This window comes from Pseudoalteromonas sp. CF6-2 (genome assembly GCF_021729425.1).
In the GTDB taxonomy this organism is placed as follows: domain Bacteria; phylum Pseudomonadota; class Gammaproteobacteria; order Enterobacterales; family Alteromonadaceae; genus Pseudoalteromonas; species Pseudoalteromonas arabiensis.
This window is the reverse complement of sequence record NZ_CP091442.1, coordinates 3,121,540-3,144,431: the sequence shown is the minus strand read 5'-3', so window position 1 is coordinate 3,144,431 and position 22,892 is coordinate 3,121,540. Positions and strand designations below refer to the sequence as shown.

27 protein-coding genes, 4 tRNA genes and 1 riboswitch are annotated in these 22,892 nt (G+C 41.8%); of the genes, 22 read left to right on the top strand and 9 right to left on the bottom strand.

Going from position 1 to position 22,892, the window contains the following annotated elements:
- Positions 1–105: 105 nt before the first annotated feature.
- The 8 genes from L3Q70_RS14575 to L3Q70_RS14540 all read left to right on the top strand — a co-directional run bounded on the left by L3Q70_RS14575 (position 106) and on the right by L3Q70_RS14540 (position 7,657).
- A complete protein-coding gene (locus L3Q70_RS14575; RefSeq protein WP_062568525.1) occupies positions 106–495 on the top strand; it encodes an acyl-CoA thioesterase in 390 nt (129 codons plus the stop codon).
- Positions 496–684: 189 nt separating this feature from the next.
- A complete protein-coding gene (locus tag L3Q70_RS14570; RefSeq protein ID WP_284438293.1) occupies positions 685–1,020 on the top strand; it encodes an META domain-containing protein in 336 nt (111 codons plus the stop codon).
- 65 nt (positions 1,021–1,085) lie between these two features.
- Positions 1,086–1,187, top strand: a riboswitch (TPP riboswitch).
- 146 nt (positions 1,188–1,333) lie between these two features.
- Positions 1,334–3,286 (top strand): phosphomethylpyrimidine synthase ThiC, encoded by a 1,953-nt coding sequence (gene thiC, locus L3Q70_RS14565; protein ID WP_237114495.1) that lies wholly within the window; start codon positions 1,334–1,336, stop codon positions 3,284–3,286.
- 68 nt (positions 3,287–3,354) lie between these two features.
- Entirely contained in the window at positions 3,355–4,359 is a 1,005-nt protein-coding gene (locus L3Q70_RS14560) for an FAD-dependent oxidoreductase (protein WP_237114494.1), read from the top strand.
- Positions 4,360–4,367: 8 nt separating this feature from the next.
- Positions 4,368–4,565 (top strand): sulfur carrier protein ThiS, encoded by a 198-nt coding sequence (gene thiS / locus L3Q70_RS14555; protein WP_171041525.1) that lies wholly within the window; start codon positions 4,368–4,370, stop codon positions 4,563–4,565.
- Between the two features lies 1 nt (position 4,566).
- Positions 4,567–5,349, top strand: a complete 783-nt coding sequence (locus L3Q70_RS14550) for a thiazole synthase (RefSeq protein WP_193987866.1) — start codon at positions 4,567–4,569, stop codon at positions 5,347–5,349.
- Positions 5,350–5,364: 15 nt separating this feature from the next.
- Positions 5,365–6,888 carry a thiamine phosphate synthase gene (gene thiE / locus L3Q70_RS14545; RefSeq protein ID WP_193987865.1) on the top strand — a complete coding sequence of 508 codons (1,524 nt, stop codon included), beginning with the start codon at positions 5,365–5,367 and terminating at the stop codon, positions 6,886–6,888.
- A gap of 1 nt (position 6,889) precedes the next feature.
- Positions 6,890–7,657 carry a HesA/MoeB/ThiF family protein gene (locus L3Q70_RS14540; protein ID WP_237114493.1) on the top strand — a complete coding sequence of 256 codons (768 nt, stop codon included), beginning with the start codon at positions 6,890–6,892 and terminating at the stop codon, positions 7,655–7,657.
- A gap of 51 nt (positions 7,658–7,708) precedes the next feature.
- Here the strand turns inward: L3Q70_RS14540 and asd are convergent, their stop codons facing one another.
- Both asd and rsgA read right to left on the bottom strand, forming a co-directional pair.
- Entirely contained in the window at positions 7,709–8,575 is an 867-nt protein-coding gene (gene asd / locus L3Q70_RS14535; protein ID WP_171038291.1) for an archaetidylserine decarboxylase, read from the bottom strand.
- 18 nt (positions 8,576–8,593) lie between these two features.
- Entirely contained in the window at positions 8,594–9,652 is a 1,059-nt protein-coding gene (gene rsgA, locus L3Q70_RS14530) for a small ribosomal subunit biogenesis GTPase RsgA (protein WP_193987862.1), read from the bottom strand.
- 122 nt (positions 9,653–9,774) lie between these two features.
- Between rsgA and orn the strand changes: the two genes are divergently transcribed.
- The 5 genes from orn to L3Q70_RS14505 all read left to right on the top strand — a co-directional run bounded on the left by orn (position 9,775) and on the right by L3Q70_RS14505 (position 11,312).
- Positions 9,775–10,320, top strand: coding sequence for an oligoribonuclease (orn, locus tag L3Q70_RS14525; protein ID WP_237114492.1), 546 nt, complete (start codon positions 9,775–9,777; stop codon positions 10,318–10,320).
- Between the two features lie 259 nt (positions 10,321–10,579).
- Positions 10,580–10,655, top strand: a tRNA-Gly gene (locus L3Q70_RS14520).
- A 72-nt stretch (positions 10,656–10,727) separates the two neighbouring features.
- Positions 10,728–10,803: transfer RNA gene (locus L3Q70_RS14515), tRNA-Gly, on the top strand.
- Between the two features lie 99 nt (positions 10,804–10,902).
- A tRNA-Gly gene (locus L3Q70_RS14510) sits at positions 10,903–10,978 on the top strand.
- Between the two features lie 258 nt (positions 10,979–11,236).
- Positions 11,237–11,312 (top strand) — tRNA-Gly (locus L3Q70_RS14505).
- Positions 11,313–11,381: 69 nt separating this feature from the next.
- Here L3Q70_RS14505 and L3Q70_RS14500 read toward each other — a convergent pair.
- The 3 genes from L3Q70_RS14500 to L3Q70_RS14490 all read right to left on the bottom strand — a co-directional run bounded on the left by L3Q70_RS14500 (position 11,382) and on the right by L3Q70_RS14490 (position 12,782).
- Complete coding sequence (locus tag L3Q70_RS14500; RefSeq protein ID WP_237114491.1) at positions 11,382–11,807, bottom strand: secondary thiamine-phosphate synthase enzyme YjbQ; 426 nt, start codon at positions 11,805–11,807, stop codon at positions 11,382–11,384.
- Positions 11,804–12,271, bottom strand: a complete 468-nt coding sequence (locus L3Q70_RS14495; RefSeq protein ID WP_062568535.1) for a chemotaxis protein CheX — start codon at positions 12,269–12,271, stop codon at positions 11,804–11,806. Before L3Q70_RS14495 ends, L3Q70_RS14500 begins: the two co-directional genes overlap by 4 nt.
- Before the next feature lie 76 nt (positions 12,272–12,347).
- Entirely contained in the window at positions 12,348–12,782 is a 435-nt protein-coding gene (locus L3Q70_RS14490; protein ID WP_062568536.1) for a transcriptional repressor, read from the bottom strand.
- 95 nt (positions 12,783–12,877) lie between these two features.
- Here L3Q70_RS14490 and L3Q70_RS14485 point away from each other — a divergent pair, with 95 nt between their 5' ends.
- A complete protein-coding gene (locus L3Q70_RS14485) occupies positions 12,878–13,498 on the top strand; it encodes a MarC family protein (protein ID WP_062568537.1) in 621 nt (206 codons plus the stop codon).
- A gap of 98 nt (positions 13,499–13,596) precedes the next feature.
- Complete coding sequence (locus L3Q70_RS14480) at positions 13,597–14,076, top strand: hypothetical protein (protein WP_193987860.1); 480 nt, start codon at positions 13,597–13,599, stop codon at positions 14,074–14,076.
- Positions 14,077–14,314: 238 nt separating this feature from the next.
- Here L3Q70_RS14480 and L3Q70_RS14475 read toward each other — a convergent pair whose 3' ends face one another.
- A complete protein-coding gene (locus L3Q70_RS14475) occupies positions 14,315–15,703 on the bottom strand; it encodes a HipA domain-containing protein (RefSeq protein WP_237114490.1) in 1,389 nt (462 codons plus the stop codon).
- Complete coding sequence (locus L3Q70_RS14470; RefSeq protein ID WP_083515294.1) at positions 15,687–15,953, bottom strand: helix-turn-helix transcriptional regulator; 267 nt, start codon at positions 15,951–15,953, stop codon at positions 15,687–15,689. Before L3Q70_RS14470 ends, L3Q70_RS14475 begins: the two co-directional genes overlap by 17 nt.
- 612 nt (positions 15,954–16,565) lie before the next feature.
- Here L3Q70_RS14470 and dusA point away from each other — a divergent pair.
- The 7 genes from dusA (at position 16,566) to L3Q70_RS14435 (ending at position 21,397) form a co-directional block, all read left to right on the top strand.
- Positions 16,566–17,579 carry a tRNA dihydrouridine(20/20a) synthase DusA gene (dusA, locus tag L3Q70_RS14465; RefSeq protein ID WP_267135527.1) on the top strand — a complete coding sequence of 338 codons (1,014 nt, stop codon included), beginning with the start codon at positions 16,566–16,568 and terminating at the stop codon, positions 17,577–17,579.
- A 236-nt stretch (positions 17,580–17,815) separates the two neighbouring features.
- Positions 17,816–18,490, top strand: a complete 675-nt coding sequence (locus L3Q70_RS14460) for a PspA/IM30 family protein (protein ID WP_237114489.1) — start codon at positions 17,816–17,818, stop codon at positions 18,488–18,490.
- A gap of 10 nt (positions 18,491–18,500) precedes the next feature.
- Positions 18,501–18,707: a PspC domain-containing protein gene (locus L3Q70_RS14455; protein WP_193988998.1), complete on the top strand. Its 207-nt coding sequence runs from the start codon at positions 18,501–18,503 to the stop codon at positions 18,705–18,707.
- Positions 18,708–18,716: 9 nt separating this feature from the next.
- The gene (locus L3Q70_RS14450) at positions 18,717–19,043 is read left to right on the top strand and encodes a hypothetical protein (protein WP_062568543.1); all 327 of its coding nucleotides are present in this window, start codon (positions 18,717–18,719) and stop codon (positions 19,041–19,043) included.
- A gap of 80 nt (positions 19,044–19,123) precedes the next feature.
- On the top strand, positions 19,124–19,630 hold the full coding sequence (locus L3Q70_RS14445; RefSeq protein WP_237114488.1) for a copper chaperone PCu(A)C: 507 nt from the start codon (positions 19,124–19,126) through the stop codon (positions 19,628–19,630).
- 8 nt (positions 19,631–19,638) lie between these two features.
- Complete coding sequence (locus tag L3Q70_RS14440) at positions 19,639–20,625, top strand: DUF2333 family protein (protein WP_237114487.1); 987 nt, start codon at positions 19,639–19,641, stop codon at positions 20,623–20,625.
- Positions 20,626–20,629: 4 nt separating this feature from the next.
- Entirely contained in the window at positions 20,630–21,397 is a 768-nt protein-coding gene (locus L3Q70_RS14435) for a TIGR04219 family outer membrane beta-barrel protein (protein ID WP_062568546.1), read from the top strand.
- 30 nt (positions 21,398–21,427) lie between these two features.
- Here L3Q70_RS14435 and L3Q70_RS14430 read toward each other — a convergent pair whose 3' ends face one another.
- Together L3Q70_RS14430 and L3Q70_RS14425 are read right to left on the bottom strand one after the other, a co-directional pair.
- The gene (locus L3Q70_RS14430; protein WP_193987857.1) at positions 21,428–22,315 is read right to left on the bottom strand and encodes a TIGR03899 family protein; all 888 of its coding nucleotides are present in this window, start codon (positions 22,313–22,315) and stop codon (positions 21,428–21,430) included.
- Positions 22,284–22,769 carry a hypothetical protein gene (locus tag L3Q70_RS14425; RefSeq protein ID WP_237114486.1) on the bottom strand — a complete coding sequence of 162 codons (486 nt, stop codon included), beginning with the start codon at positions 22,767–22,769 and terminating at the stop codon, positions 22,284–22,286. Before L3Q70_RS14425 ends, L3Q70_RS14430 begins: the two co-directional genes overlap by 32 nt.
- Between the last annotated feature and the right edge of the window lie 123 nt (positions 22,770–22,892).

The following is a 22,892-nucleotide window of genomic DNA, read 5'->3' as shown; positions in this document are numbered from 1 at the left end:
TGGCCAAATGGCTATTGCTACCCAAACAAAGTGAATCTTTAGGTTGTTTAGGTATTTATGATATAAACGCAGGCAATTATACGTAAATTGATTAGGAATACGACTATGACCTTTAAAGTTGACTTTAAAGTGCGAGATTATGAGTGCGATTTACAAGGCATTGTTAACAACAGTGTGTATTTTAATTATCTTGAGCACGCACGTCATGAGTTTTTACATGCTAAAGATATCGATTTTGCAAAATTAGCCAAAGAAAAAGTGAATCTTGTGGTGCTTCGCAGTGAAATGGATTACAAAGCCTCTTTAGTACCTGGCGATGAATTTTATGTTGTGGTAGAACCTGAGCGAGTTAGTCGACTAAAGTTTGCTTTTAGACAAACTATTTATCGTAAATATGATGATAAAGTTATGTTGCAAGCATTTGTAATTGGCACGTCAGTTAATGAAAAAGGTCGTCCTTTTTTACCAGAAGAAATCGATAAGTTATTCAAATAACCCGTGTTGTTCTATAAAGAGCTAGCTTAGAACATTTTTTTACAGATAAAACATGTTTTTTTAACGATCAAACACGTTAAATATTGTTATCATTACTAAATTGAAAATAAAGTCGAAAAACATATGAAGCTAGTCGCCTTGCCAATTCTTTTTGTATTATTTTGTGTGGGATGCTCATCAACTGGGAGCGTGTCAAGCGAACACTTAAAATACACACAATGGCAGCTATCAAAAATAAATGGTTTATCTATCCCTGTGTCACAAAGTGCATCAATGCGTTTTATTGAAGCCATGCAAATCAATGGCTTTGCGGGCTGTAATAAATTTTTTGGTGAAGGGCAGCTCGTCGAAGACACATTGAAAGTAAATAAGCTAGGTATGACTCGTAAGTCATGCGGTGAAAAAGTGGATGAGCTAGAACAGAAATTATTAATGACTTTAAAGCAAGGCGCAGCAATTTCACTGAATGATGAAAAGTTGGTGTTACAAGGCGAGCATCACTTCACTTTTATCGTTAAAAACTAAAACGCTTAGCTTGCAGCTATTTTTTAACTCACGTACACTCATTGTGTTTTTATAAAACAACGAATTTAAACTTGTCGGAGTGCCTTTAATAAGGCTGAGATCGCGAAAGCGGGATCCGTGAACCTGATCAGGCTAACACCTGCGTAGGGAACAAGCTGCCTCACCGGGCGCTTGTGCGCCAAATATAGGGGCATAAGCGGCATATAGGCTGCAACAGTAAGTGTTTATCTTACTAACGATCCAATGGCGTTTGCCACTCTCTATTGCACTTGCAATATCTGACAAGACAACCCTTAAAGCAATGAGGTAAGTCATGTCAAACACACCAACTAAACCGTCTCGCCGCGAAACACGTGCGGCTGCATCAGATTATATTTACAACCTAACCGGTCAACCTTTTCCTAACTCACATAAAGTCTATGTTGAAGGCACACAAGAAAACGTACGTGTGGGAATGCGTGAAATCACCCTTAGCGATACCTTTATCGGTGGTACTGAAGAGAACCCCGTATTTGAACCCAATGCGCCAATTCGTGTTTACGATACTTCGGGCCCATACACTGACCCTGATTTTCAACTTGATGTACGTAAAGGTCTTGAAAAGTATCGTGAAAAGTGGATTGAAAAGCGTGGTGACACTGAAATTTTAGACTCAGTGACGTCGCAATTTTCTCAGCAGCGTATGGCAGATGAAGGGTTAGATCATATCCGCTTTGAACATCTACCAAAGATCCGCCGTGCCAAAGCGGGTAGAAACGTTACCCAAATGCATTATGCGCGACAAGGTATCGTGACGCCTGAAATGGAATATGTGGCGATCCGTGAAAACATGGGACGCGAAAAAATTCGTGAAGAGTTACTCGCAGCCCAGCACAAAGGCGAATCGTTTGGCGCCAGCATTCCTGATTTTATTACCCCTGAATTTGTGCGTGATGAAATTGCCCGTGGTCGTGCCGTGCTTCCTAACAACATCAATCACCCAGAAACTGAGCCGATGATTATTGGCCGAAACTTCTTAGTTAAAGTGAACGCGAATATTGGTAATTCGTCGGTCACTTCATCAATCGAAGAAGAAGTAGAAAAAATGGTGTGGTCTACTCGTTGGGGCGCTGACACGGTAATGGACTTATCAACGGGTCGCTATATTCACGAAACCCGTGAGTGGGTGGTACGTAACTCACCAGTACCAATTGGTACCGTGCCGATTTATCAAGCCCTTGAAAAAGTAAACGGTGTTGCCGAAGACCTAACGTGGGAAATTTTCCGCGATACCTTGATTGAACAAGCAGAACAAGGTGTTGATTACTTTACTATTCATGCTGGGGTATTACTGCGTTACGTGCCAATGACCGCAAAGCGTGTGACCGGTATTGTTTCGCGTGGTGGTTCAATCATGGCGAAATGGTGTTTAGCGCATCATAAAGAAAACTTTTTATATACTCACTTTGAAGATATTTGTGAAATTTTAAAACAGTATGATGTGTGTTTCTCATTAGGGGATGGCTTGCGTCCGGGCTCTATTGCCGATGCCAATGACGAAGCCCAGTTCAGCGAATTACGTACTTTAGGTGAGCTGACCAAACTTGCTTGGAAACATGATGTGCAAGTGTTCATCGAAGGCCCAGGCCATGTGCCAATGCATATGATCAAAGAGAACATGGAAGAGCAGCTAAAACACTGCGAAGAAGCACCGTTTTACACTCTTGGCCCATTAACCACGGATATTGCCCCTGGCTATGATCATTTCACATCAGGTATTGGCGCTGCGCAAATTGCGTGGTACGGCTGCGCCATGCTGTGTTATGTAACCCCTAAAGAGCATTTAGGCTTACCGAACAAAGAAGACGTTAAAGAAGGTTTGATCACCTACAAGATTGCTGCCCATGCCGCCGATTTAGCAAAAGGCCACCCTGGGGCGCAAGAGCGCGATAACGCACTATCAAAAGCGCGCTTTGAGTTTCGTTGGCACGACCAATTTAACATCGGTTTAGACCCTGAACGCGCTCGCGAATATCATGACGAAACGCTGCCGCAAGAATCGGGCAAGATAGCTCATTTTTGCTCTATGTGTGGTCCTAAATTCTGCTCAATGAAGATCACTCAAGAAGTACGTGATTATGCCAAAGATCTTGAGCAAAGAGGGATTGATTTTAATACCTTAGGTGAGGGCATCGAAATCAAAATGGTTGATGTCGAAGCCGAGATGAAAGCGAAATCAGATGAGTTCAAAAAAACAGGCTCTGAGATATACCACAAAGCAGTTTAGGCTAGTTGTAGGCGCGATTTTATATCGCGCTATTTGCTTAAATCTTATCGTTTAAGGCTGAGGTTAATATGTCTTACAACATTGCAGTGATTGGTTTTGGCTTAACGGGGCGCTTAGCGGCATTGGCGTTAAGTAAGCAGCATCAAGTTACGGTGTTTGAGCAAGATGATGAACATGCTAGCAACAGTGCTGGTAGCGTTGCTGCAGCGATGTTAGCCCCCCTTGCTGAATCAGTCCTGTGTGAACAGGATTTAGCCCTACAAGGGCTTAATAGCATCACTCGTTGGCAGCAAATTTTAAGTGAACTTGATGACGCTGTGTATTTTCAACAAACAGGCAGCTTGGTGGTTGCTCATCAGCAAGATAAGGGCGATTTACACAGTTTTGTGAGTCGCTTAAAACCGCTTGAAAGCTATCAAGCACAGACATTGGTTGGCACTCAAATCGCTGACCTTGAGCCAGAGCTAGCTGGGCGGTTCCATCAAGGTGTGTATTTACCTTGTGAAGGGCAACTCGATAATCAGGCATTTTATAGCGCTAGTTTTAAAAAGCTTACCTCGCAAAGAGTGCAATTTAACTTTGGCTGTAAAATTGCTTTGAACGCTCATCAAGTGAATGGGCAAAGCTATGATTATGTGTTTGATTGCCGCGGCTTAGGTGCTAAACAATCTGAACCTTTACTGCGTGGAGTAAGAGGGGAAGTGGCGCGTTTATATGCACCAGAGGTGAACCTAACCAGACCGATACGACTGATGCATCCGCGCTATCCAATTTATATTGCTCCTAAGCCAAATCATCAATTTGTGATTGGTGCGACTGAAATCGAATCGCAAGACCGAGGTAAAGTCACCGTACGCTCGGCGCTGGAGTTATTGTCTGCTGCTTATACGGTGCATAGCGGCTTTGCTGAAGGGCGTATCGAGAGCTTGCAATCGGGGCTTCGTCCAGCGTTTGCAGATAACCGCCCGAAAGTCACAAAACAAGGTCAAGTGATCAGTATTAATGGCTTATACCGTCATGGCTATTTACTTGCGCCTCAGGTGGTCGATGATGCAGTGAGCTTAATTGCTTAAGGATAAAAATGAATATTTTAATTAATGGTCAGTCAGTTACAGTGAATGATAATACATCGCTGACTCAGGCGTTAAGTCAATTTGGCGCAAGACCGCCATTTGCCGTTGCCGTTAATGGTGACTTTGTGCCGCGCAGCCAGTGCGACGCTAAAACCCTCAACGAAGGTGACAGCATTGAGCTATTGTCGCCAATTCAAGGAGGCTAGGATGGATAGTTTTTCGGTTTATGGTGAACAATTCACGAGTCGTTTACTGATTGGCTCAGCATTGTATCCTTCACCGAGTGTTATGCAGGATTCGATAGTGGCCTCACAGGCTGAGATTGTAACCGTTTCACTAAGACGCCAGCAAAGCGTTGCTGCGGGTGATGATTTTTGGCAATTGATAAAAAATACCGGGTTAAAAGTGCTGCCAAATACGGCGGGTTGCCATAGTGTGAAAGAAGCGGTGACTTTGGCGCAAATGTGCCGAGAAGTGTTTACCACTGACTGGATTAAGTTAGAACTGATTGGTGATGAATATAATTTACAGCCTGATCCAATTGCACTGCTCGAAGCCACTAAAATTTTATTGGCTGATGGCTTTAAAGTTTTACCTTATTGCACCGATGATTTAGTGCTGTGTCAGCGCCTCGCAGATTTAGGCTGCGAAGTACTTATGCCTTGGGGCGCACCGATTGGCACGGGTAAAGGTTTGCTGAATCCTTACAACTTAAAAATGATCCGTGAGCGCTTGCCAAACCATACGTTAATTGTTGATGCAGGCTTAGGTTTACCATCTCATGCCTGCCAAGCGCTTGAATTAGGGTATGATGCCGTATTATTAAATTCGGCAATTGCAGGTGCAGGTTGCCCAGTGACGATGAGTAAAGCGTTTAAGAGTGCTGTAGAGGCGGGGCGGTATAGCTATGTGGCCAAAGCGATGCCAGAGAAAGACGTAGCAAGCCCATCAACGCCGACGCTCGGTATGCCATTTTGGCATCAAGAATAAAATGTGAGGAATAACATGAATCAGGTTGTATGGACCATAGCAGGCTCAGATTCGGGCGGCGGTGCAGGAATTCAAGCCGACATTAAGGCAATGCAAAGTTTTAATGTACATGGCTGTACAGTTATTACTGCTTTAACGGCACAAAATAGTTTAGGTGTAGAAGCGCTAAACCCGATTTCAACAGAAGTGATTGAGTCGCAACTATTAGCCTTAGCCAGTGATATGCCTGCCAGTGTGATTAAAATTGGCATGCTTGCCAATGTGCAGCAAATACAGCTTATTAGTGAGCATTTAAAACATTATAAAGCAACTTGGGCAGAACCGCCTTTGGTTGTTTATGATCCGGTTGCCATTGCCTCGAGTGGTGATTTATTAACAGAAGAAGATACCGTTAGTGCCATCAAAGAGTGCTTATTACCATTAGTTGATGTAGTAACACCGAACACCCACGAAACGCAGTTATTAACCGGTGTTTATTTGATTGGCCCAAGCGCAGTGAAAGAAGCCGCTGAAAAGTTAACAAGCTATGGTGCAAAAGCGGTGATTATTAAAGGGGGTCATTGGGATTACCCAAGTGGCTATTGCATTGATTACTGCGTGCAAGGCGAACAAGCATATTGGCTTGGCAACGAAAAAATTCAAACTCCGCATAGTCATGGCACTGGATGTAGTATGGCTTCTGTTATTGCTGCGTGTTTAGCCAAACAGTATCCACTCAAAGATGCCTTTATTTTAGCGAAAGCCTATATAAACCAAGGTTTAAAAGCAGCCGTTCGATATGGTGAAGGGATTGGTCCTGTTGCACACACTTGCTTTCCAACAACGCTGGCGGATTACCCACAAGTCATCGAAGCGGGGAGTTGGTTAGGTGATGAGCTCGACTTTGATTGCCCAGTTAATTTTACCATGGCAGCAGGCTTTGCAGAATGTGACTCGAAACAGCTTGGGTTATATGCCGTTGTTGATACCCTTGATTGGTTAGAGAAGTGTTTAGCCGAAGGGGTTAAAACGGTTCAATTAAGAATGAAAAATGCAGACGATGCAGCACTTGAAGAGTCGATTGCAAGTGCGGTTATGCTGGGGCAGAAGTACGATGCGCAGGTGTATATTAATGATTATTGGCAATTGGCGATTAAGCACGGCGCTTATGGTGTGCATTTAGGACAAGAAGACTTACAAACCGCTAATTTAATTGCCATAAAAGAGGCTGGGTTACGTTTAGGTGTTTCGACCCATGGTTTTTATGAGATGCTACGCGCGCACAATTACAGACCAAGTTATATGGCATTTGGCGCTATTTACCCAACCACCACTAAAGACATGACGGGGCAAATTCAAGGCTTAGAAAAGCTCGAAAAATTTGTGCCGCTAATGGCCGATTATCCAACAGTCGCAATTGGTGGGATTGATTTATCACGTGCAGAGCAAGTTGCGAGTACGGGGGTTGGCAGTGTTGCAGTAGTACGTGCGATTACTGAAGCCGAAGACTACCAAACAGCCATTGCCAAGTTAAAACTGCTGGTCGAAGGTCAGTCTTAATATGAGCGCGTTAAGCGACAAAGAGCAAATTCGTTATAGCCGCCATTTACTATTAAAAGAGGTGGGGCATGCGGGCCAGCAAAAGTTAAAGTCTGCGCATACTGTGGTTGTCGGGGCGGGGGGACTTGGCTCTCCAGCACTGTTTTATTTAGCGGCGGCTGGAATCGGAACGCTCACTTTAATAGACGATGATAAGGTTGAGCTTTCAAACCTACAGCGACAAATACTGTATAAAATAAACCATATGGGGCAGGCAAAAACACAGGCAGCTGCCAAGGTGTTAAGCAGTTTAAATAATCAAATAACGGTTAAACCTTTATGCCAAAAGCTTGATGAAAGTAACTGTGCTGAGCTTCTTGAGGGTGCTGACATCATCCTTGATTGCAGTGATAACTTTGCTACCCGTTATTTGGTTAATCGTTATTGTTTAGCTAAATCTATCCCACTTGTATCAGCTGCTGCTATTGCAACACAGGGGCAGGTGATGAGTTTTGATTTTCGTCATAAATATAGCCCTTGCTATGGTTGTGTATTCCCGAAAATGGAGGAGCAAACAGCGCTTAATTGTGACAATGCTGGGGTATTGAGCCCGTTACTGGGGGTTATGGGGAGCATGCAAAGTTTATTGGCTATCAATATATTACTTGGCCATAAAGCGGGCAGTGAGTTTATTCAATTTGATGGGCTAACACTAAAACAGCAGCGCTTTAATATGCAAAAAGATAGTGAATGCTCAGAGTGTAATCGTGAGGGTAGGCGCGATTTATAGTGAATTTTAAGCAAACCACTTTTGCTAAAGTGGTTTGCTTAATTGAACTTATTAGTCGTTAATTTTCGCAAAGGGTGTGCCCATACGCGTCACTGTTTCTGGGTGTTGATCTGATAAGAACTCAGCTTGATTTGCACCCCAAGCTAAAATAACGGTAGAGCCTAACTTAAAGCGACCCATTTCTTCACCCTTCTTAAGGGTAATCGCATTGTCGCCTTCAGTTGGGTAATTCCAACTAAATACATCTTTACCCGCTGGTGGCGTGACTGTGCCTGCCCAGATAGTCTCGATGCTAGCAACAATTGTCGCACCAACCAGCACCATAGCTAGTGGGCCAATTTCGGTTTCAAAGATAGCCACAACACGCTCGTTACGAGCAAATAGGTTAGGTACATTTTGTGCTGTTAACGGGTTTACCGAAAATAAATCACCCGGTACGTAGATCATTTTGCTCAGCGTACCATCAACAGGCATGTGAATACGGTGGTAATCTTTTGGTGCTAAATAAATAGTCGCAAACTTACCGCCTAAAAACGGCGCTGTGTCTTCTTCTTTGCCACCAAGTAGTGCTTGTAAGCTGTAGTCGTGGCCTTTTGCTTGGATGATTTGACCGTCGACTACATCGCCTAATTGGCTAATTGCACCATCAACTGGGTGAGCAATAATGTCGCTTTCTTCAGCAAGTGGACGAATGCCTTCTTTTAATGGGCGAGTGAAAAACTCATTAAAAGTTTTGTAATGAGCTGGATCTGGGTATTTAGCCTCACTCATATCAATTTTGTATTGTTTGATAAACAATTTAATTAAGGCCGTTGTTAAGCCACCCGCTTTTGCTGCTGCTAACTTGCCAACCATGCGCGAAATGAAATGTTTTGGCATGGCATATTGCATAGCAATTTTGAATTTATCTAAACTCACTTGTTATTTCCTAAATAGTTATACGCGAGGAGCGCGTGCACCAGCACGGCCGTCGGCCATAGTTTCTAAAATTCGGTGGTAACTGTCAAAGCGAAGTTCTGAAATTTCACCATCATCAACAGCTTGGCGAATTATACAGCCAGGATCGTTTAAATGCTTACAATCGCGAAAACGACAGCCACCAATAAAATCACGGAACTCTTTAAAGCACCACGTAACGCGCTCAACATCTAAATGCCATAAGCCAAACTCACGAATTCCTGGTGAGTCGATTAGGTTACCGCCACTTGGTAAATGGTGTAATCGCGATACGGTGGTTGTATGCTGGCCAAGGCCGCTGTTTTCAGAGACTTCTTGAGTTAAAATTTCAGCGTCGGGTAGCACTGTATTGACTAAGGTTGATTTACCCACACCACTTTGACCAACAAAAATGCTGTTTTTATCTACCAGCTTTTGTTTTAGCTCATCTATGCCATGACCTGTTTTATTACTGACTAACAGTACTTGATAACCTAGCTCACGATAGATATCGAGAATTTCATCAATAAAAGCAAGGCCTTCATCGTCTATTAAATCTATTTTGTTAAGTACCAAAATAGGCTCAATACCCATGTCTTCACAGGCAACTAAATAACGGTCAATAATGTTTGGCGTAAACTCAGGCAGTACCGCCGAGACCATTAAAATTTGGTCGATATTGGCAGCGACGACTTTCACTCCGTCATAAAAATCAGGGCGTGTTAGTTGTGAGCGACGTTCATGGGTTGCTTCAATAACGCCTGCTAAGTCGCCTTCGCTGACTTTTGCACGGCGAAAAATAACTTCATCACCACACACAAGGCTTGATACGGTTCTGCGTATATTACAGCGCAGCACTTCGCCTGATTCGGTTTCGATATCGGCATGTTGGCCAAATCGACTGATCACAACCGCATTTTCGGCAGGGCCTAAATTATCATTTTGCCATTGCACTGCAGCCCCTTTCTGTTGCTTTTTATCTGCATTAGAGAGGCGTTTTTGGTGATTGGCCTTAATTCGACGTGATTGGCCTTTACTTAATTTCTTTTGTTTTGCCACTTTTGGCCCATAACTTGATTAAATGTCGGGCTTTTTGAAAAAAAAGCTTTAGGTCGACTGATGATACTAATATGATATATCTAAATGCGTTGGATCTAAAGGAAAGCACCGCTAAGGTAACTATGTCTTTTCATAAATCAAATCTTATCTGGCTCGACCTGGAAATGACTGGCCTCGAACCAGCAACAGATAAAATACTCGAAATTGCCACTGTTGTCACCGACAGTGATTTAAACATCTTGGCTGAAGGCCCTGTTATTGCTATTCATCAAAGTGATGAACTGCTTGATGGCATGGACGAGTGGTGTACAACTCAGCACGGTCAATCTGGTTTAACAGCTCGTTGTAAAGCAAGCACATTCACTGAACAAGATGCTATTGATCAAACACTGGCATTTCTAAAGCAATGGGTACCTGCGGGTGTTTCACCTATGTGTGGTAATTCTATCGGCCAAGACCGCCGCTTTATGAATAAGTACATGCCTGAATTGGAAAACTACTTTCACTACCGTAACCTTGATGTGAGTACAGTTAAAGAACTTGCACGTCGTTGGAAACCTGACGTATTAGCGCAAGTGAACAAAAAAGGTTCACATCTAGCCCTCGACGATATCAAAGATTCGATCATGGAATTAAAGGTTTACCAAGAAAAATTCTTTAATTTGTAAAAAACATTTGCAAACACATCGGATTATTGTAGAATCCTGCCCCGCTTAAGACGTTAACCCTCGTGGGGTTCGTATGTCTCTAAGTAATTGAATGCGGCACTAGCTCAGTTGCCGGAACGTTTTACCGCAACCTTCAAGGTTGTGCAGCAACGGACAAATTACTGACTACTTTTGAATGCGGCACTAGCTCAGTTGCCAGAACGTTTTACCGCAACCTTCAGGTTGTGCGACAACGGACAAATTACTGACTACTTATAAAGCGGCACTAGCTCAGTTGGTAGAGCGCAACCTTGCCAAGGTTGAGGTCACGAGTTCGAGCCTCGTGTGCCGCTCCAATTTCTCACTAAAAGAAATTGGCTTAAGTTTCAAGGGGAAAGTTGAAAGCATTAGCTTGAAACTAGAAAAATGCGGCACTAGCTCAGTTGGTAGAGCGCAACCTTGCCAAGGTTGAGGTCACGAGTTCGAGCCTCGTGTGCCGCTCCAATTTCTCACCAAAAGAAATTGGCAAGTTTCGAGGGGAAAGTTGAAAGCTCCAAGCTATTCCAACTTTTAACTTGAGTCTTATAACTAGTAACTTATTGTGCGGCACTAGCTCAGTTGGTAGAGCGCAACCTTGCCAAGGTTGAGGTCACGAGTTCGAGCCTCGTGTGCCGCTCCAATTTCTCACCAAAAGAAATTGATATAAGTTTCAAGGGGAAAGTTAAAAGCATGAGCTTGAAACTAGAAACTTGCAGCTTACAAGTTATTTATGCGGCACTAGCTCAGTTGCCAGAATGTTTAACCGCAACCTTCAGGTTGTGCGCCAACGGACAAATTACTGACTACTTTTGAATGCGGCACTAGCTCAGTTGCCAGAATGTTTTACCGCAACCTTCAAGGTTGTGCAGCAACGGACAAATTACTGACTACTTATAAAGCGGCACTAGCTCAGTTGGTAGAGCGCAACCTTGCCAAGGTTGAGGTCACGAGTTCGAGCCTCGTGTGCCGCTCCAATCTCTAGACAAATCCCAAAACACTTTTTCAAAACAATACAATCAAAAGCTAAGTTTTACTTACAGCTTTTAGAGTTGACCTTGAATCGTCGCGACAATACGTCTTGCACCACCCTGATCTCGGTGTTCACCTAAATAGATACCTTGCCAAGTACCTAGCATTAAACGGCCTTGATTAATTGGAATGGTGAGCTCAGCACCTAATGTACTGCTTTTTATGTGGGCTGGCATATCATCATCACCTTCATAATCATGACGATAATAACTTTGTCGTTCTGGCACAAAATGATTGAAGTGACTTTCCATATCCATCCTTACTGTGGGATCTGCATTTTCGTTAATAGTTAAGCTTGCAGAAGTATGCTGAATGAAAAGATGTAACAAACCAACTTTGTATTGCCTTATTTCAGGAAGTTGACGAAGTAGCTCGTCATCAATGATGTGAAAGCCTCGTGAACGAGGCTTCAATTGAATGGTTTTTTGCTGCCAGCTCATAGTTTATCAAAGCTAACTTCAATATTAGCGTTACCATCAGCTGAAGTGAATGGAATTAACACCTTAGCACCCTCACATTTATGAGCGATTGTATGTCCTTTACCAGACACAACGACAGGTGTTGCCATATCAAACTCATAGCCTTTTTCGCCGAGTAGGTTTTTAGCGCCACCTGTTACCATATTGGTAATTTCGCCCACCATGTCAGTGACTTCTTCATTGACTGAGTCTGGTCGCTCACCTAGCATTCTTTCCATAATGGTTAATGCTAGATTTTCATCAAAAGTAATTGATAGTGAGCCTTTTGTTTGTGGCCCCACCATACCAATCAAGCCTGACACATCGCCACGGGCTAACTCATCTTTTTTTAAACTTGGTTTACCCGGTTTTAATTCTGTTTGAGCCATGGTGCTCAATACATTCAATAATGATGATAAAAAAGGGTTGATGAACTCTACATTCATTGTTTATTTTCCCTCAGATTACGCAGTTAAACTGTTTTTCTAACTATAAGTGTAGTGGCTGTATGTGACAGCGCACTTAATCTTTGCAATTTTCACATTTACCGTGAGCTTCGATAGTTTGTCCTGAGACAATAAACCCACTCTCTGCGGCTAGGTTATTTAGTTCGTGTGAAATAACGGTTGAGTGTAATTCTTTAACATAGCCACAACTGTCACATATGAGTAATTGTACAGGGTGAATATGATCAAAATGATGGCACAACATAAATGAGTTGGTACTTTCAATTTTGTGAATAAAGCCAAGTTCTGACAAGAAATCGAGAGCACGATAAATAGTGGCAGGTTTTGCGCCTGACTCTGTTAATTTAAGTTGTTCTAATAAGTCATAAGCACCAACGCCACCCTGAGCACTTGCTAGCAGGCGGAATACTTTCTCACGGATAGGTGTGAAACGTGCCCCACGATTATCGCAGACTTGTTTTGCTTTACTGACGAGTGATTCTATATTCATCTTCTCTTATCCTTACGCTACCGTGATATACTAACATACTGTATTGTAGTTGCAGTGTTTTTATTCGCTAACACGTTTTATAGGGAGTTTTCTTAATGAATGAATTGCTTGCTGCATTCATTTTCTTTTTTGCCGTCATTGATCCTATCGGTACAGTGCCTGTTTTTATTGCTGTTACACGCTGGGATGACGCCAAATTTAAGCGTAAAGTTGCGTTAAAGGCAGTTGGCGTTTCTGCATTAGTTTTATTGTTCTTTGTGATTGCTGGTGAACTACTTTTAAACGCGATCAATATTCCGCTTTCAGCGTTTCAGATTGCTGGAGGTATCGTATTATTAATTTTTGCCTTGTCGATGATATTCGGTGAAAGTAAACCTGAAACTGAAATCAAAAGCGTTCGCGACAGTACCGAAACGGCTATTTTTCCATTAGCCATTCCTTCTATTGCCAGTCCAGGTGCCATGCTTGGTGCGGTGCTAATGACTCGAAATACAGAATACACTTGGTATGAGCAGCTTGTAACATCATCAATCATGCTTTCTGTATTAGTGATTGTGTTGGTTTTATTATTGCTCGCAACACATGTACATAAGTTAATTGGCGATAGTGGGGCAAGTATTATTAGCCGAGTAATGGGATTAATTTTATCTTCCGTGGCTGTGACTAATATTTTGGGGGGGATTGCCCATTACTTTGGTTTAGCTGTGACAGCATAATTTAAATTTAAAGTGCATTTTCAGTAATTTAAATTTTGAATTATTGCCTGCTTTTATCTAACTTAAAGGAAGGCAATATAAAATTTAAGGAACAAAGAATGCTCATTAAAAATGTTATTTTATCTATTTTTCTGATTTTTAGTTTAGGCGCTTGCATGGAGCCAACCTATGATAGTGGTAAGCTAAAAGTGATTGAAGTGACCGACCACGATTTTAAAATTAATGGGGAGAGCGCCGTTACGATAATTGTAGGCCATGCTAATGTGGCGGAATACAGCTTTTCTATTCGTAAAAGTGATCTTAAAAAGGGCACACTTTTGCAGTCTGAGTCTGATAACAATTCAAATGTGCGTGCCGATGGTACTTTCTTTAGCGAGTATTACGTACAGTCAAAAGATCATGATACACATGCATCCATTGAAATTGTAGAGATAGATCCTGCCCAGAAAGTTGCTCGCATTGCAGTGGGTGCTAAATTGGTTAATCTGAAAAATGAAGATTATAAAGAGCTTGAAATCACTGTTTTAGAGCTTACAGGCAAAAACCTTGAGCACCTTCTAAACGAAGTGAAAATTTAGTCTTTACATTTTTATTTTATTCATCGAAGAAGTGAGATTGCAGTACACTTCTTCGCCTCTTTTCATCATCTGATCTTCGATTAAGCCATGTGCCATTTTTCTGTAGCACCCATGTTAGAAAGTAATCATACACGCAAAAAAATCGATTTAATAATATGATTTATAAGTACTTTTATTCGATGTCTACTTATTGTCATGCCACTTTAATGAAATAAATAGAAATAGCTAGAAATCCACACTAAATTAAGTCGCTCATTTCCGTTATTTTATCCACTTCTGAACTTAGCTTTTCAACTGTTTCATCGATGATTTGAATACAGGTATCAACATGCTGTATTTCAGAATCAGTTAACTGCTGTTTAAGCGCATCAGCTTTGGCTAAATCAACAGAGCTTTGCACTTGTTTAATCATTTGCCTCATCAACAATTGCAGACGTGCGAGCGATATTTCGAATTCTTGGGCGAAGTCAGCCAACATGTAAGCGGTAAATGGGTGATTAAAATTACCTGCACTGCCAGAACCATATTCACCTATAGACATCGCAAATTGGTTTGCCATTGGTATTTTAGAATTTTCCTCAGCTTGTCTTGCTTGGATCTCTCGAATAATGGCCTCAATATTTACTAAATCGTAAAATGGCGTAAGACTTAGCCCTTGTTTACCCACAAAGAAACTGATGTTCTTGCCGTGCGCATCATAGTTGCGTACCAAAATATTAAAGGTCATCCAGCGTATAAGTTGTGTTTGGTACGCTTCGGCATTAGTTGTTTGTACATTAAATAGCTTCACAAAAGACACACCATCACGAATATAAATACCGTCGCCTTCATCACCATGTTGACGTTCGTATTTGTATGATGGGGGTAGGTTGGTTGCTTGGCAGCCATCGATAATGTGACGGCGCATAACACGCTGTTGCTCAGTTATTAACTTGCGGTCAAAACGGTCAATCACAAACACACTGACTTCTCCGTATTTTCGTACTGCTACGTTTGGTACATCAATACCCGAATGCTTTGCCAATAACATGGTAAATAACTCATTCACGGCGATAAAAGGTGCTTTTCCCGTTTCAAACTTAAAGATCTTATTGGAGCAAAGCTGGCCTTCACCAAACCCTAATTTGCCCTCAATTTCTAATAAGTTGAGTTTATCTTGTGCACCCGCGACTGATAGCCTTGTACGACCATCCCAATAAGTAATAGATTCTCCAGCATTCTTAAAACGAGCTAGCTTTTCGGTTAGTTCTTCATTAGTGACTTCTCGAAATGAAGTTTCGGTTTCTTCATTGTTTTGACTTGTAAATGATAACGCGCCAGATGTGTCAGCGCCGATGATCTTGATAAGCCCAAAGGTATTATTTTTGGAGATAGTTGTATTACTAATGATCTCTTCTAACCCTTTACCCTCAGGCAACAAGTTTTGTAAAAAGTTACGGACAGCCCTGTGATCAAACTCACCGTTCAAAGGCAGGTGGGGCGAGATAGCAAAACCCTCTTTGATCCAATCAGGCTCGTAAGTTAAGGTTAATTCGGTTTCAGAGCCTACAGGAATGGTTATTATCGCAATTTTACGACCATGACCGATATAAACGTTCAGGGTATTTAGATCAGTACCAGTCATCACTTACCTCTGTTCCTTCTTTGGAAGTAGCATCATCACAAAGAAGGCTAAATGAAAGACCAAGGTATTCCATTACTTTGAGTAGGTTCGTTAACTTTACATTGGTATTGCCTTTTTCTATTTTCACCAGCGTTGGCTTTGAAATCGATAATGCTTCAGATACATCTACTAAAGACAGCTTCATACCTGTTCGCTTTGCAGTGATCGCTTCAGCGAGTTGAGTCGGGGTAAAGCGTTCTGATAAGTTAGGCATGGCTGTTGCCTTAACCGCCTTACCTGTTCTGTTTGTTTTGGCTAAATTACCCATATAAGTTAATTATTATTTACTTTTAAATATAAAGTAATGCTGAATTGGTTATAAGTCAAATATAATTAACTTATAGGTTTTAAAAAGCCTTTTTTCTTTAAAAGTCAGTTATAATTTACTTTTAATTCTCTATCTAGGAGTCTAGGGACGTTTTAATAGCACTCCTTACTTCTGCACTTTGATGACCTTTGTAACATAACGAGTATTCTTGTATCCAATCATGCGCTTCTCCAATAGAAAGAATATGCATTGAGTGCATATCATCACTCAAAATTGCATAGGCTACGTCTAATTCGGAAGTGTTTTTTGTCTAGGCTTTCTGCCAGAACTCTTTTACTGAATGTTTTACTTTCGTTGTGTATAATCTTCTCTTTAGACTTCTCGCACTCTATATATTTTATAGCGGTAGTCACCAGAGGCAAGGCGGCGTTTTTCGATATTATGAAGCCATGATTTAACCCTAAGTTTTTGCTCAGTCCTACCCCGCGGGGGTGACTATGGGGCTCTCTATATCGAAACTCGCGGCGATTTAAGGTAATTCAAGGCAATTCAGACTATATGAGTAACACACTAAATAAGGGCTCTAGCCCAGTAATAGCAGGTAATACAGGGTTTAGACGGTTTAGCGTGGCACCCATGCTTGATTGGACTGATCGTCACTGTCGAACGTTTCACCGTAAAATGACTAAGCATGCTGTGCTATACACTGAGATGGTGACAACCGGCGCTATTTTATTTGGTAAAGGCGATTACTTACACTTTAATGAGCATGAAGGGCCAGTGGCACTGCAACTTGGTGGCTCTGACCCAGAAGCGTTGGCGAAGTGTGCTAAATTAGCGGCTGAACGCGGCTATCATGAAGTAAATTTAAATGTGGGATGTCCGTCTGATCGCGTGCAAAATGGTCGTTTTGGTGCTTGTTTAATGGCTGAGCCTAAACTCGTTGCTGACTGCGTTGCTGCAATGAAGGCCGAGGTAACTATTCCTGTTACGGTTAAAACTCGCATTGGTATTGATGAGCAAGACTCGTATGAGTTTTTGTGTGCCTTAATAGAAGCAAGTCATGATGTGGGGTGTGATGACTTTATTATTCATGCCCGTAAAGCATGGTTAAATGGTCTAAGTCCAAAAGAAAACCGTGAGATCCCACCTCTAGATTACCCGCGTGTTTATCAGTTGAAAACAGATTACCCACAACTGCACTTAAGCTTAAATGGCGGCGTGAAAACCATCGCTGATAGCATAGCTCATCTTGAGTATGTTGACGGTGTTATGATTGGCCGTGAAGCGTATAGTAATCCATTTATTTTATCTGAAGTGGATGAAAAAATTTATGGTGATGAAGCTTTTATGCTTAATCGTCATCAGGTTGTGCGCGCTATGTATGACTATATTGAAGATGAAATGAGTAACGGCGCTAATTTTTGGCATATTGCTCGTCACATGTTGGGGATTTTCCAAGGGCAACCAGGTGCGCGTGGTTTTAGACGTCATTTGTCTGAGAACGGGCACGGTAAAGCGGCTGACTTATCTGTTATGGATAAAGCCTTAAGTTTTGTCCCAGAAGCCTAATCATATATCTCGTTAAAAAAGCCACATTTTGTGGCTTTTTTTGATCCTAAAATTTGGTGAAAAAGTTAGCTTTTTAGTCAAATTAGTTATTTTTCATTCAGTCACTAGTCAGCCGAAAACTAAACTTAAGTCATTTAACTCTTTGTATTTATTTAATAAATTAATTTTATTTGTTAGTTGGCACAAGAATTGGAGTCTCCTAGCTGTATTAACCCAATTATCAACAGGAGAGTCACATGGGTGTATTAAATCGCGTAAATGACATTATTCAGGCAAATCTTTCTGCAGCACTCGATAAAGCGGAAGACCCTGAAAAGTTACTTAATCTACTCGTGCAAGAAATGCAGGATGCACTAACTGAATGCCGTGCAACCGCTGCGACATTTTTAACGCAAGAAAAGCAAATGAAGCGTGAAATAGCTGCAAAACAAACGAAAGTAGCAGACTGGCAAGCGAAAGCAGAAAAAGCGCTGAGTAAAGAGCGTGACGACCTTGCCAAAGCTGCACTAGTAGAAAAGCAGCGCTTAATTACAGAGATTGAAGCGCAGCAAGCTGAAATGGATAAGGTGGCTGAATCACTGTCTAAATTAACTGAAGATTGTCAGCGTTTACAAAACAAGCTTGCAGATGCCAAAGCCAAGCAACTGACCTATATGCAAAAAGAGCGCGTCGTTACAGCACGTTTAAGAGTAAAAGAGCAGTTGCATAGCAATAAGGTGACGGATGCACTAGCGCGTTTTGACTACTTAGAGCAGCGCGTTGAAAACATTGAATCGCAAGTCGAAGCGTACGAGTTAACGCACGCAGATGCTGCCAACTCAACCGCTGCTCAAATCGCTGCCTTAGAGAAAAATGAGGCAATCGATAAAGAGCTTGCTGATTTAAAAGCTACGATGAAGCAGTCAGCTTAGGAGGTTAATGATGAACACTTATCATACATCATCACGTTGGTACCGAGATTTAAGCAATAAGAAAATCTCGGGAGTGTGCAGTGGACTCGCTGCGCGCTTAGGGTTTCCAGTATGGTCTACGCGATTGGTGATGATCATATTACTGATTAATATGCCGCTGTTAATAGGCGTGGGTTATTTAGTTGCTCACTGTTCTTTACCAGTAAAAGGTTACTAGGAGTAGAGCATGAAAACGTTAGCTATCATCGTCTTAGCAATGCTATTGCTATGTACCGATGCAGTGTCATTCGTATCGTTTGACTCATGGCAGTTGCCGTTATCAATTGCTGATATGAGCTGGGCAGGGCTTGAAGTCATCGGTGCGATAGTGGCAGTGATTGCCGTTGTGGCAGGTGTTGCATTATTCACTATTGGCCTACTTGGCGCTGGTGTTGTTGCTGTGATAGGTGTTGTGCTTGCGTTTCTATTTGGCTCAGTGATGGTTGCATGGCCATTGTTGTTAATCGCCGCATTATGCTGGTTGATTGCTGATAACAAAAAATCAGCGGCTTAGCGCCTTAATAAACTGCCTTAATAAACAAAGTATGCTAAATTTAGCGGGTAAGTTGATGTCTTAACAAGGATTAAAGCACGATGAAGCTGTTACCCGCACTCTCTTTTCTTACTGCAAGTTTACTTTATAGCACTTTTTCATTTGCTCATAGTGGTCATGACCATACTGATAGCGCTGAAATTTCAGTCAGTAATGCGCAAGTCCGTGAGTTTTTACCCGCGAGCAAAGCCAGTGTTGCCTATTTGACTATCACAAACCCTAGCAATCATGCTGCTGTTTTAACGAAGGCTGAACTAGATGGTTTGGGGCGCGTTGAAATTCATCAGCATACACATGTGGATGGCATGATGAAAATGGAGCAGGTTTTATCATTAGAGATTGATGCCCACAGCAGCGTTGAGTTTAAACCTGGGGGGTATCATTTGATGGTGTTTGAGCCAGAAGATAAGCTACAAGCAGGGCAAGAACGAAAACTCACGCTATATTTTAAAGATGGAAATCGCGTTTTTACTCAAGCTAAAGTTGTATCTTTACAAACAATGACAGAAGAAAAACCGCAAAAAAGTAAAGAGCACTCACATCACTAGGAGATAATATGTCTGAACACAAAGGAAAAATAGCCAGTGCGTTGCTTATAATTTTAATTATTTTTTATGCAATTGCCGTTTATTGGAGTAGTGAGCCTGCTCGTATGGATGTGGTAAGCAAGGCGAAGCAAGAAGCACAAATGCGCGGCGATAAATTTGTGACGGGCTATACCACGACAAGCACACTGATCAACGTTGCTGATACACTGTTAAATAAACCGGGTGGTTATCTATCTAATGATATTATGCCACCGAGTGTAATGATGGATAATATGCCTGCATGGGAATATGGCGCGCTTGAGATGACGCGAGACTTAGTGTTGTCGATGCGAAAAGATTTTAGCCGTTCACAATCTCAATCAACAGAACATGCAGCACTTAAAAAGGCACAACCACAATTTAATATTAGCTCTGAGGCGTGGGCATGGCCTAGTGCAGAAGCAGAGTATCAAAAAGGTATCAATTACCTCATTGTTTACCGTAGCCAAATTGCCGACCAAAATGACAGAGACAGTCAATTTTATGCTCGTGCAGATAACTTGCGTAGCTGGCTAAAAGAGGCTGAGAAGCGCCTTGGTAGCTTAAGCCAACGATTAAGTGCCAGTGTCGGTCAAGAACGTTTAAACACAGACTTAGCCGGCGATACAGCGGCTCATCAAGCAACGTACACGCCATTGCAAAATCAAGTGAAAACATCTTGGTGGCAAATTGATGATGTATTTTATGAATCGCGAGGTGCAACATGGGCATTACTGCACTTTTTACAAGCGGTGGAGTATGATTTTGCCGATGTACTAGAAAAGAAAAATGCTCGAGTGAGCCTGCAGCAAATTATTCGTGAATTAGAGGCTACACAAGAAATAGTGTGGAGCCCGATGATTCTCAATGGCAGTGGGTTTGGCTTTGTAGCAAACCATTCACTGGTGATGGCAAATTATATTTCGCGAGCCAATGCGGCTCTAATTGAACTTAGCGAACTTTTAGCGCAAGGATAAAATGATGAAAAAGTACTGTTTAGCGGCCGCGCTGTCGATGGCCTGTTTAGCACCTACAGCACAAGCTGATACTTTATTGGGCCTGTACTTGGGTGTTGATGGCTGGCGGTCAGATAATAGTGGTAGTTTTGCTCAAAACGACAACTTACAAAACTTTAATTATGATGATGAGACATTCATTAGTTATTACGCGGCACTAGAGCATCCCGTACCTTTAGTTCCTAACTTTAAATTTAAGTACACTGAGCTTGAGCTAAATGGCTCAACAACCTTAGATGATACGTTTAGTTTTGGTGATGCTGATTACGTTGTTGGTACGCAAGTAGGCACGGTGAGTGATTTATCTCATATCGATTATATTCTTTATTACGAGATTTTTGATAATGATCTCGTTTCGATTGATTTAGGCTTAAACGCTAAGCAATTTGATGGTGATATCGTTGTCACTGGTACGTCACAAAATGGTGGCCCTGCATCAACAGAACGTGTTGATTTTTCTGGCTTCGTTCCTTTAGTTTACGGTCGTGCGGAAGTGGGTTTGCCACTGACAGGTATGAGCGTTTTCTTTGAAGGAAGTATGCTTGCGATTGATGATAGCAAAGTACAAGACTACCAAGTGGGTATCGCGTATGCGTTACTTGATAATCTTGCGATTGATTTAGACGTTAAAGCCGGTTACCGCTCAATGACCTTAGAACTTGATGATGTTGATGATATTTATACAGATATTGATGCATCAGGCCCATTTGCGGGTATTCAAGTACACTTCTAAGTACTTTACTTAGTAAAAGCAGCTGGCAGGTTATTTGGTTACTTGCCAGCTAGTTTCGAATTCCTCTTCCAACGATGTAGATACTATTTGCTTGTAGGCCTTGTTAACAGGTGAAGCGATAAGTTTTCTTAGCTCATCCCCCGTTTGTGTAAATTTATAATAGCTCAGTACTAAGTCATTACTTTTTGCTTTTAGGGTTAGGCGCTGATGCATAAAGCTTAAATTAAACTCTTGTCCGGCCTTTAAAACAGCCGATTCGATCTCTTTTCGGTATAACAGGTTAATATCCATCAGTGTCAAAATATCAGGAAAACTGACAGGTGTTTTACCTAAGTTTAATGACACCTTGTTACCTTTACGTAGTAAATCAAACAAGGAAGGCTTTTTATAAAAGCCCAACAAAATAAGGTTGCTGTTATCTTTTTCATTAAAACCACATAGCGACGTGCAGCGCTGAAGTGCGTCAGCTTCACGCTGAGTCATATGCTTGAGTGTTTGCAGGCTTTTTATGGAAAAAGTACCAGGCGAAACAGTTTCACCTGCCAATATCTTAGCCCAGAGCTTTTGCATTGAAGTATTGGCCGTATCTTCGCATAAACTTATGAAACGCTCTATCCAATCCGAGTCAGGTTGATGGCGTCCTGTTACATCAGGGCAAAAGCCCATTGCCATAGCCATGATTGTTTCTATGTTTTCTTGGCGTTTAATAAATTGAATCTCTTGACGAGTGTGAGCTCGCTCTAATAAGCCGACATCAGCCTTTATTTTGTAGGGAAGTTGTTGTTGCCCTTGTGAAGAATAGCTATCACTGTCTAGGTTATTAATTCTTGCAGAAGGGGACTTATGAATAGAATACCCGAGTTGGTTTTCTATAATATTGGCAAGGTTAACTCTTGCTTGTGCCGTTTTGACTGTCATCGCTGGCATTGGCCTTGTTGGTAGTGGTTAATTGCGCATGTGTTTTTATATTATTAAGCGCAAGCTTTACCGTGTTGTTAAGTATGTATTGGCTTAAAAGGGCAAGGTAGCCACCTATAATTGGGGTGTTTACCTCACCATGAAGCGTGCATATGATTTCAACATCATTGCCTTGATTTAAGTAACGAATAGAACCTCGAGCAATGTGTTCTTGGTTAAATAAAATGTTGAAGCTCATTCCTTCGTCGTTCATTTGTGTAATTGTCATTTCACCCGCTCCCCAGCGACTATCCCAAAATTGATGGGCGCCGACACCTTGACTTGGTTCTGCTATTGTAAACTGAATACTCGGATCGACTGCTTCCCAAGGTTGCCATTGTGGCCATTGGTTCAAGTCCGTAACGAGCGAGGCAATATCGTCACGCTTAGCGGTGACTGTTATTGCTTTATTCACAGTATATTGCTGTGCAAGCATCAGCCCAATTACTAAAATTATAAGGGCACATATAAACAGTGTCTTTATACACAGAACGAAGAGTTTAATAATCTCACCTCAGGTAATAATTTTATAGCTTTC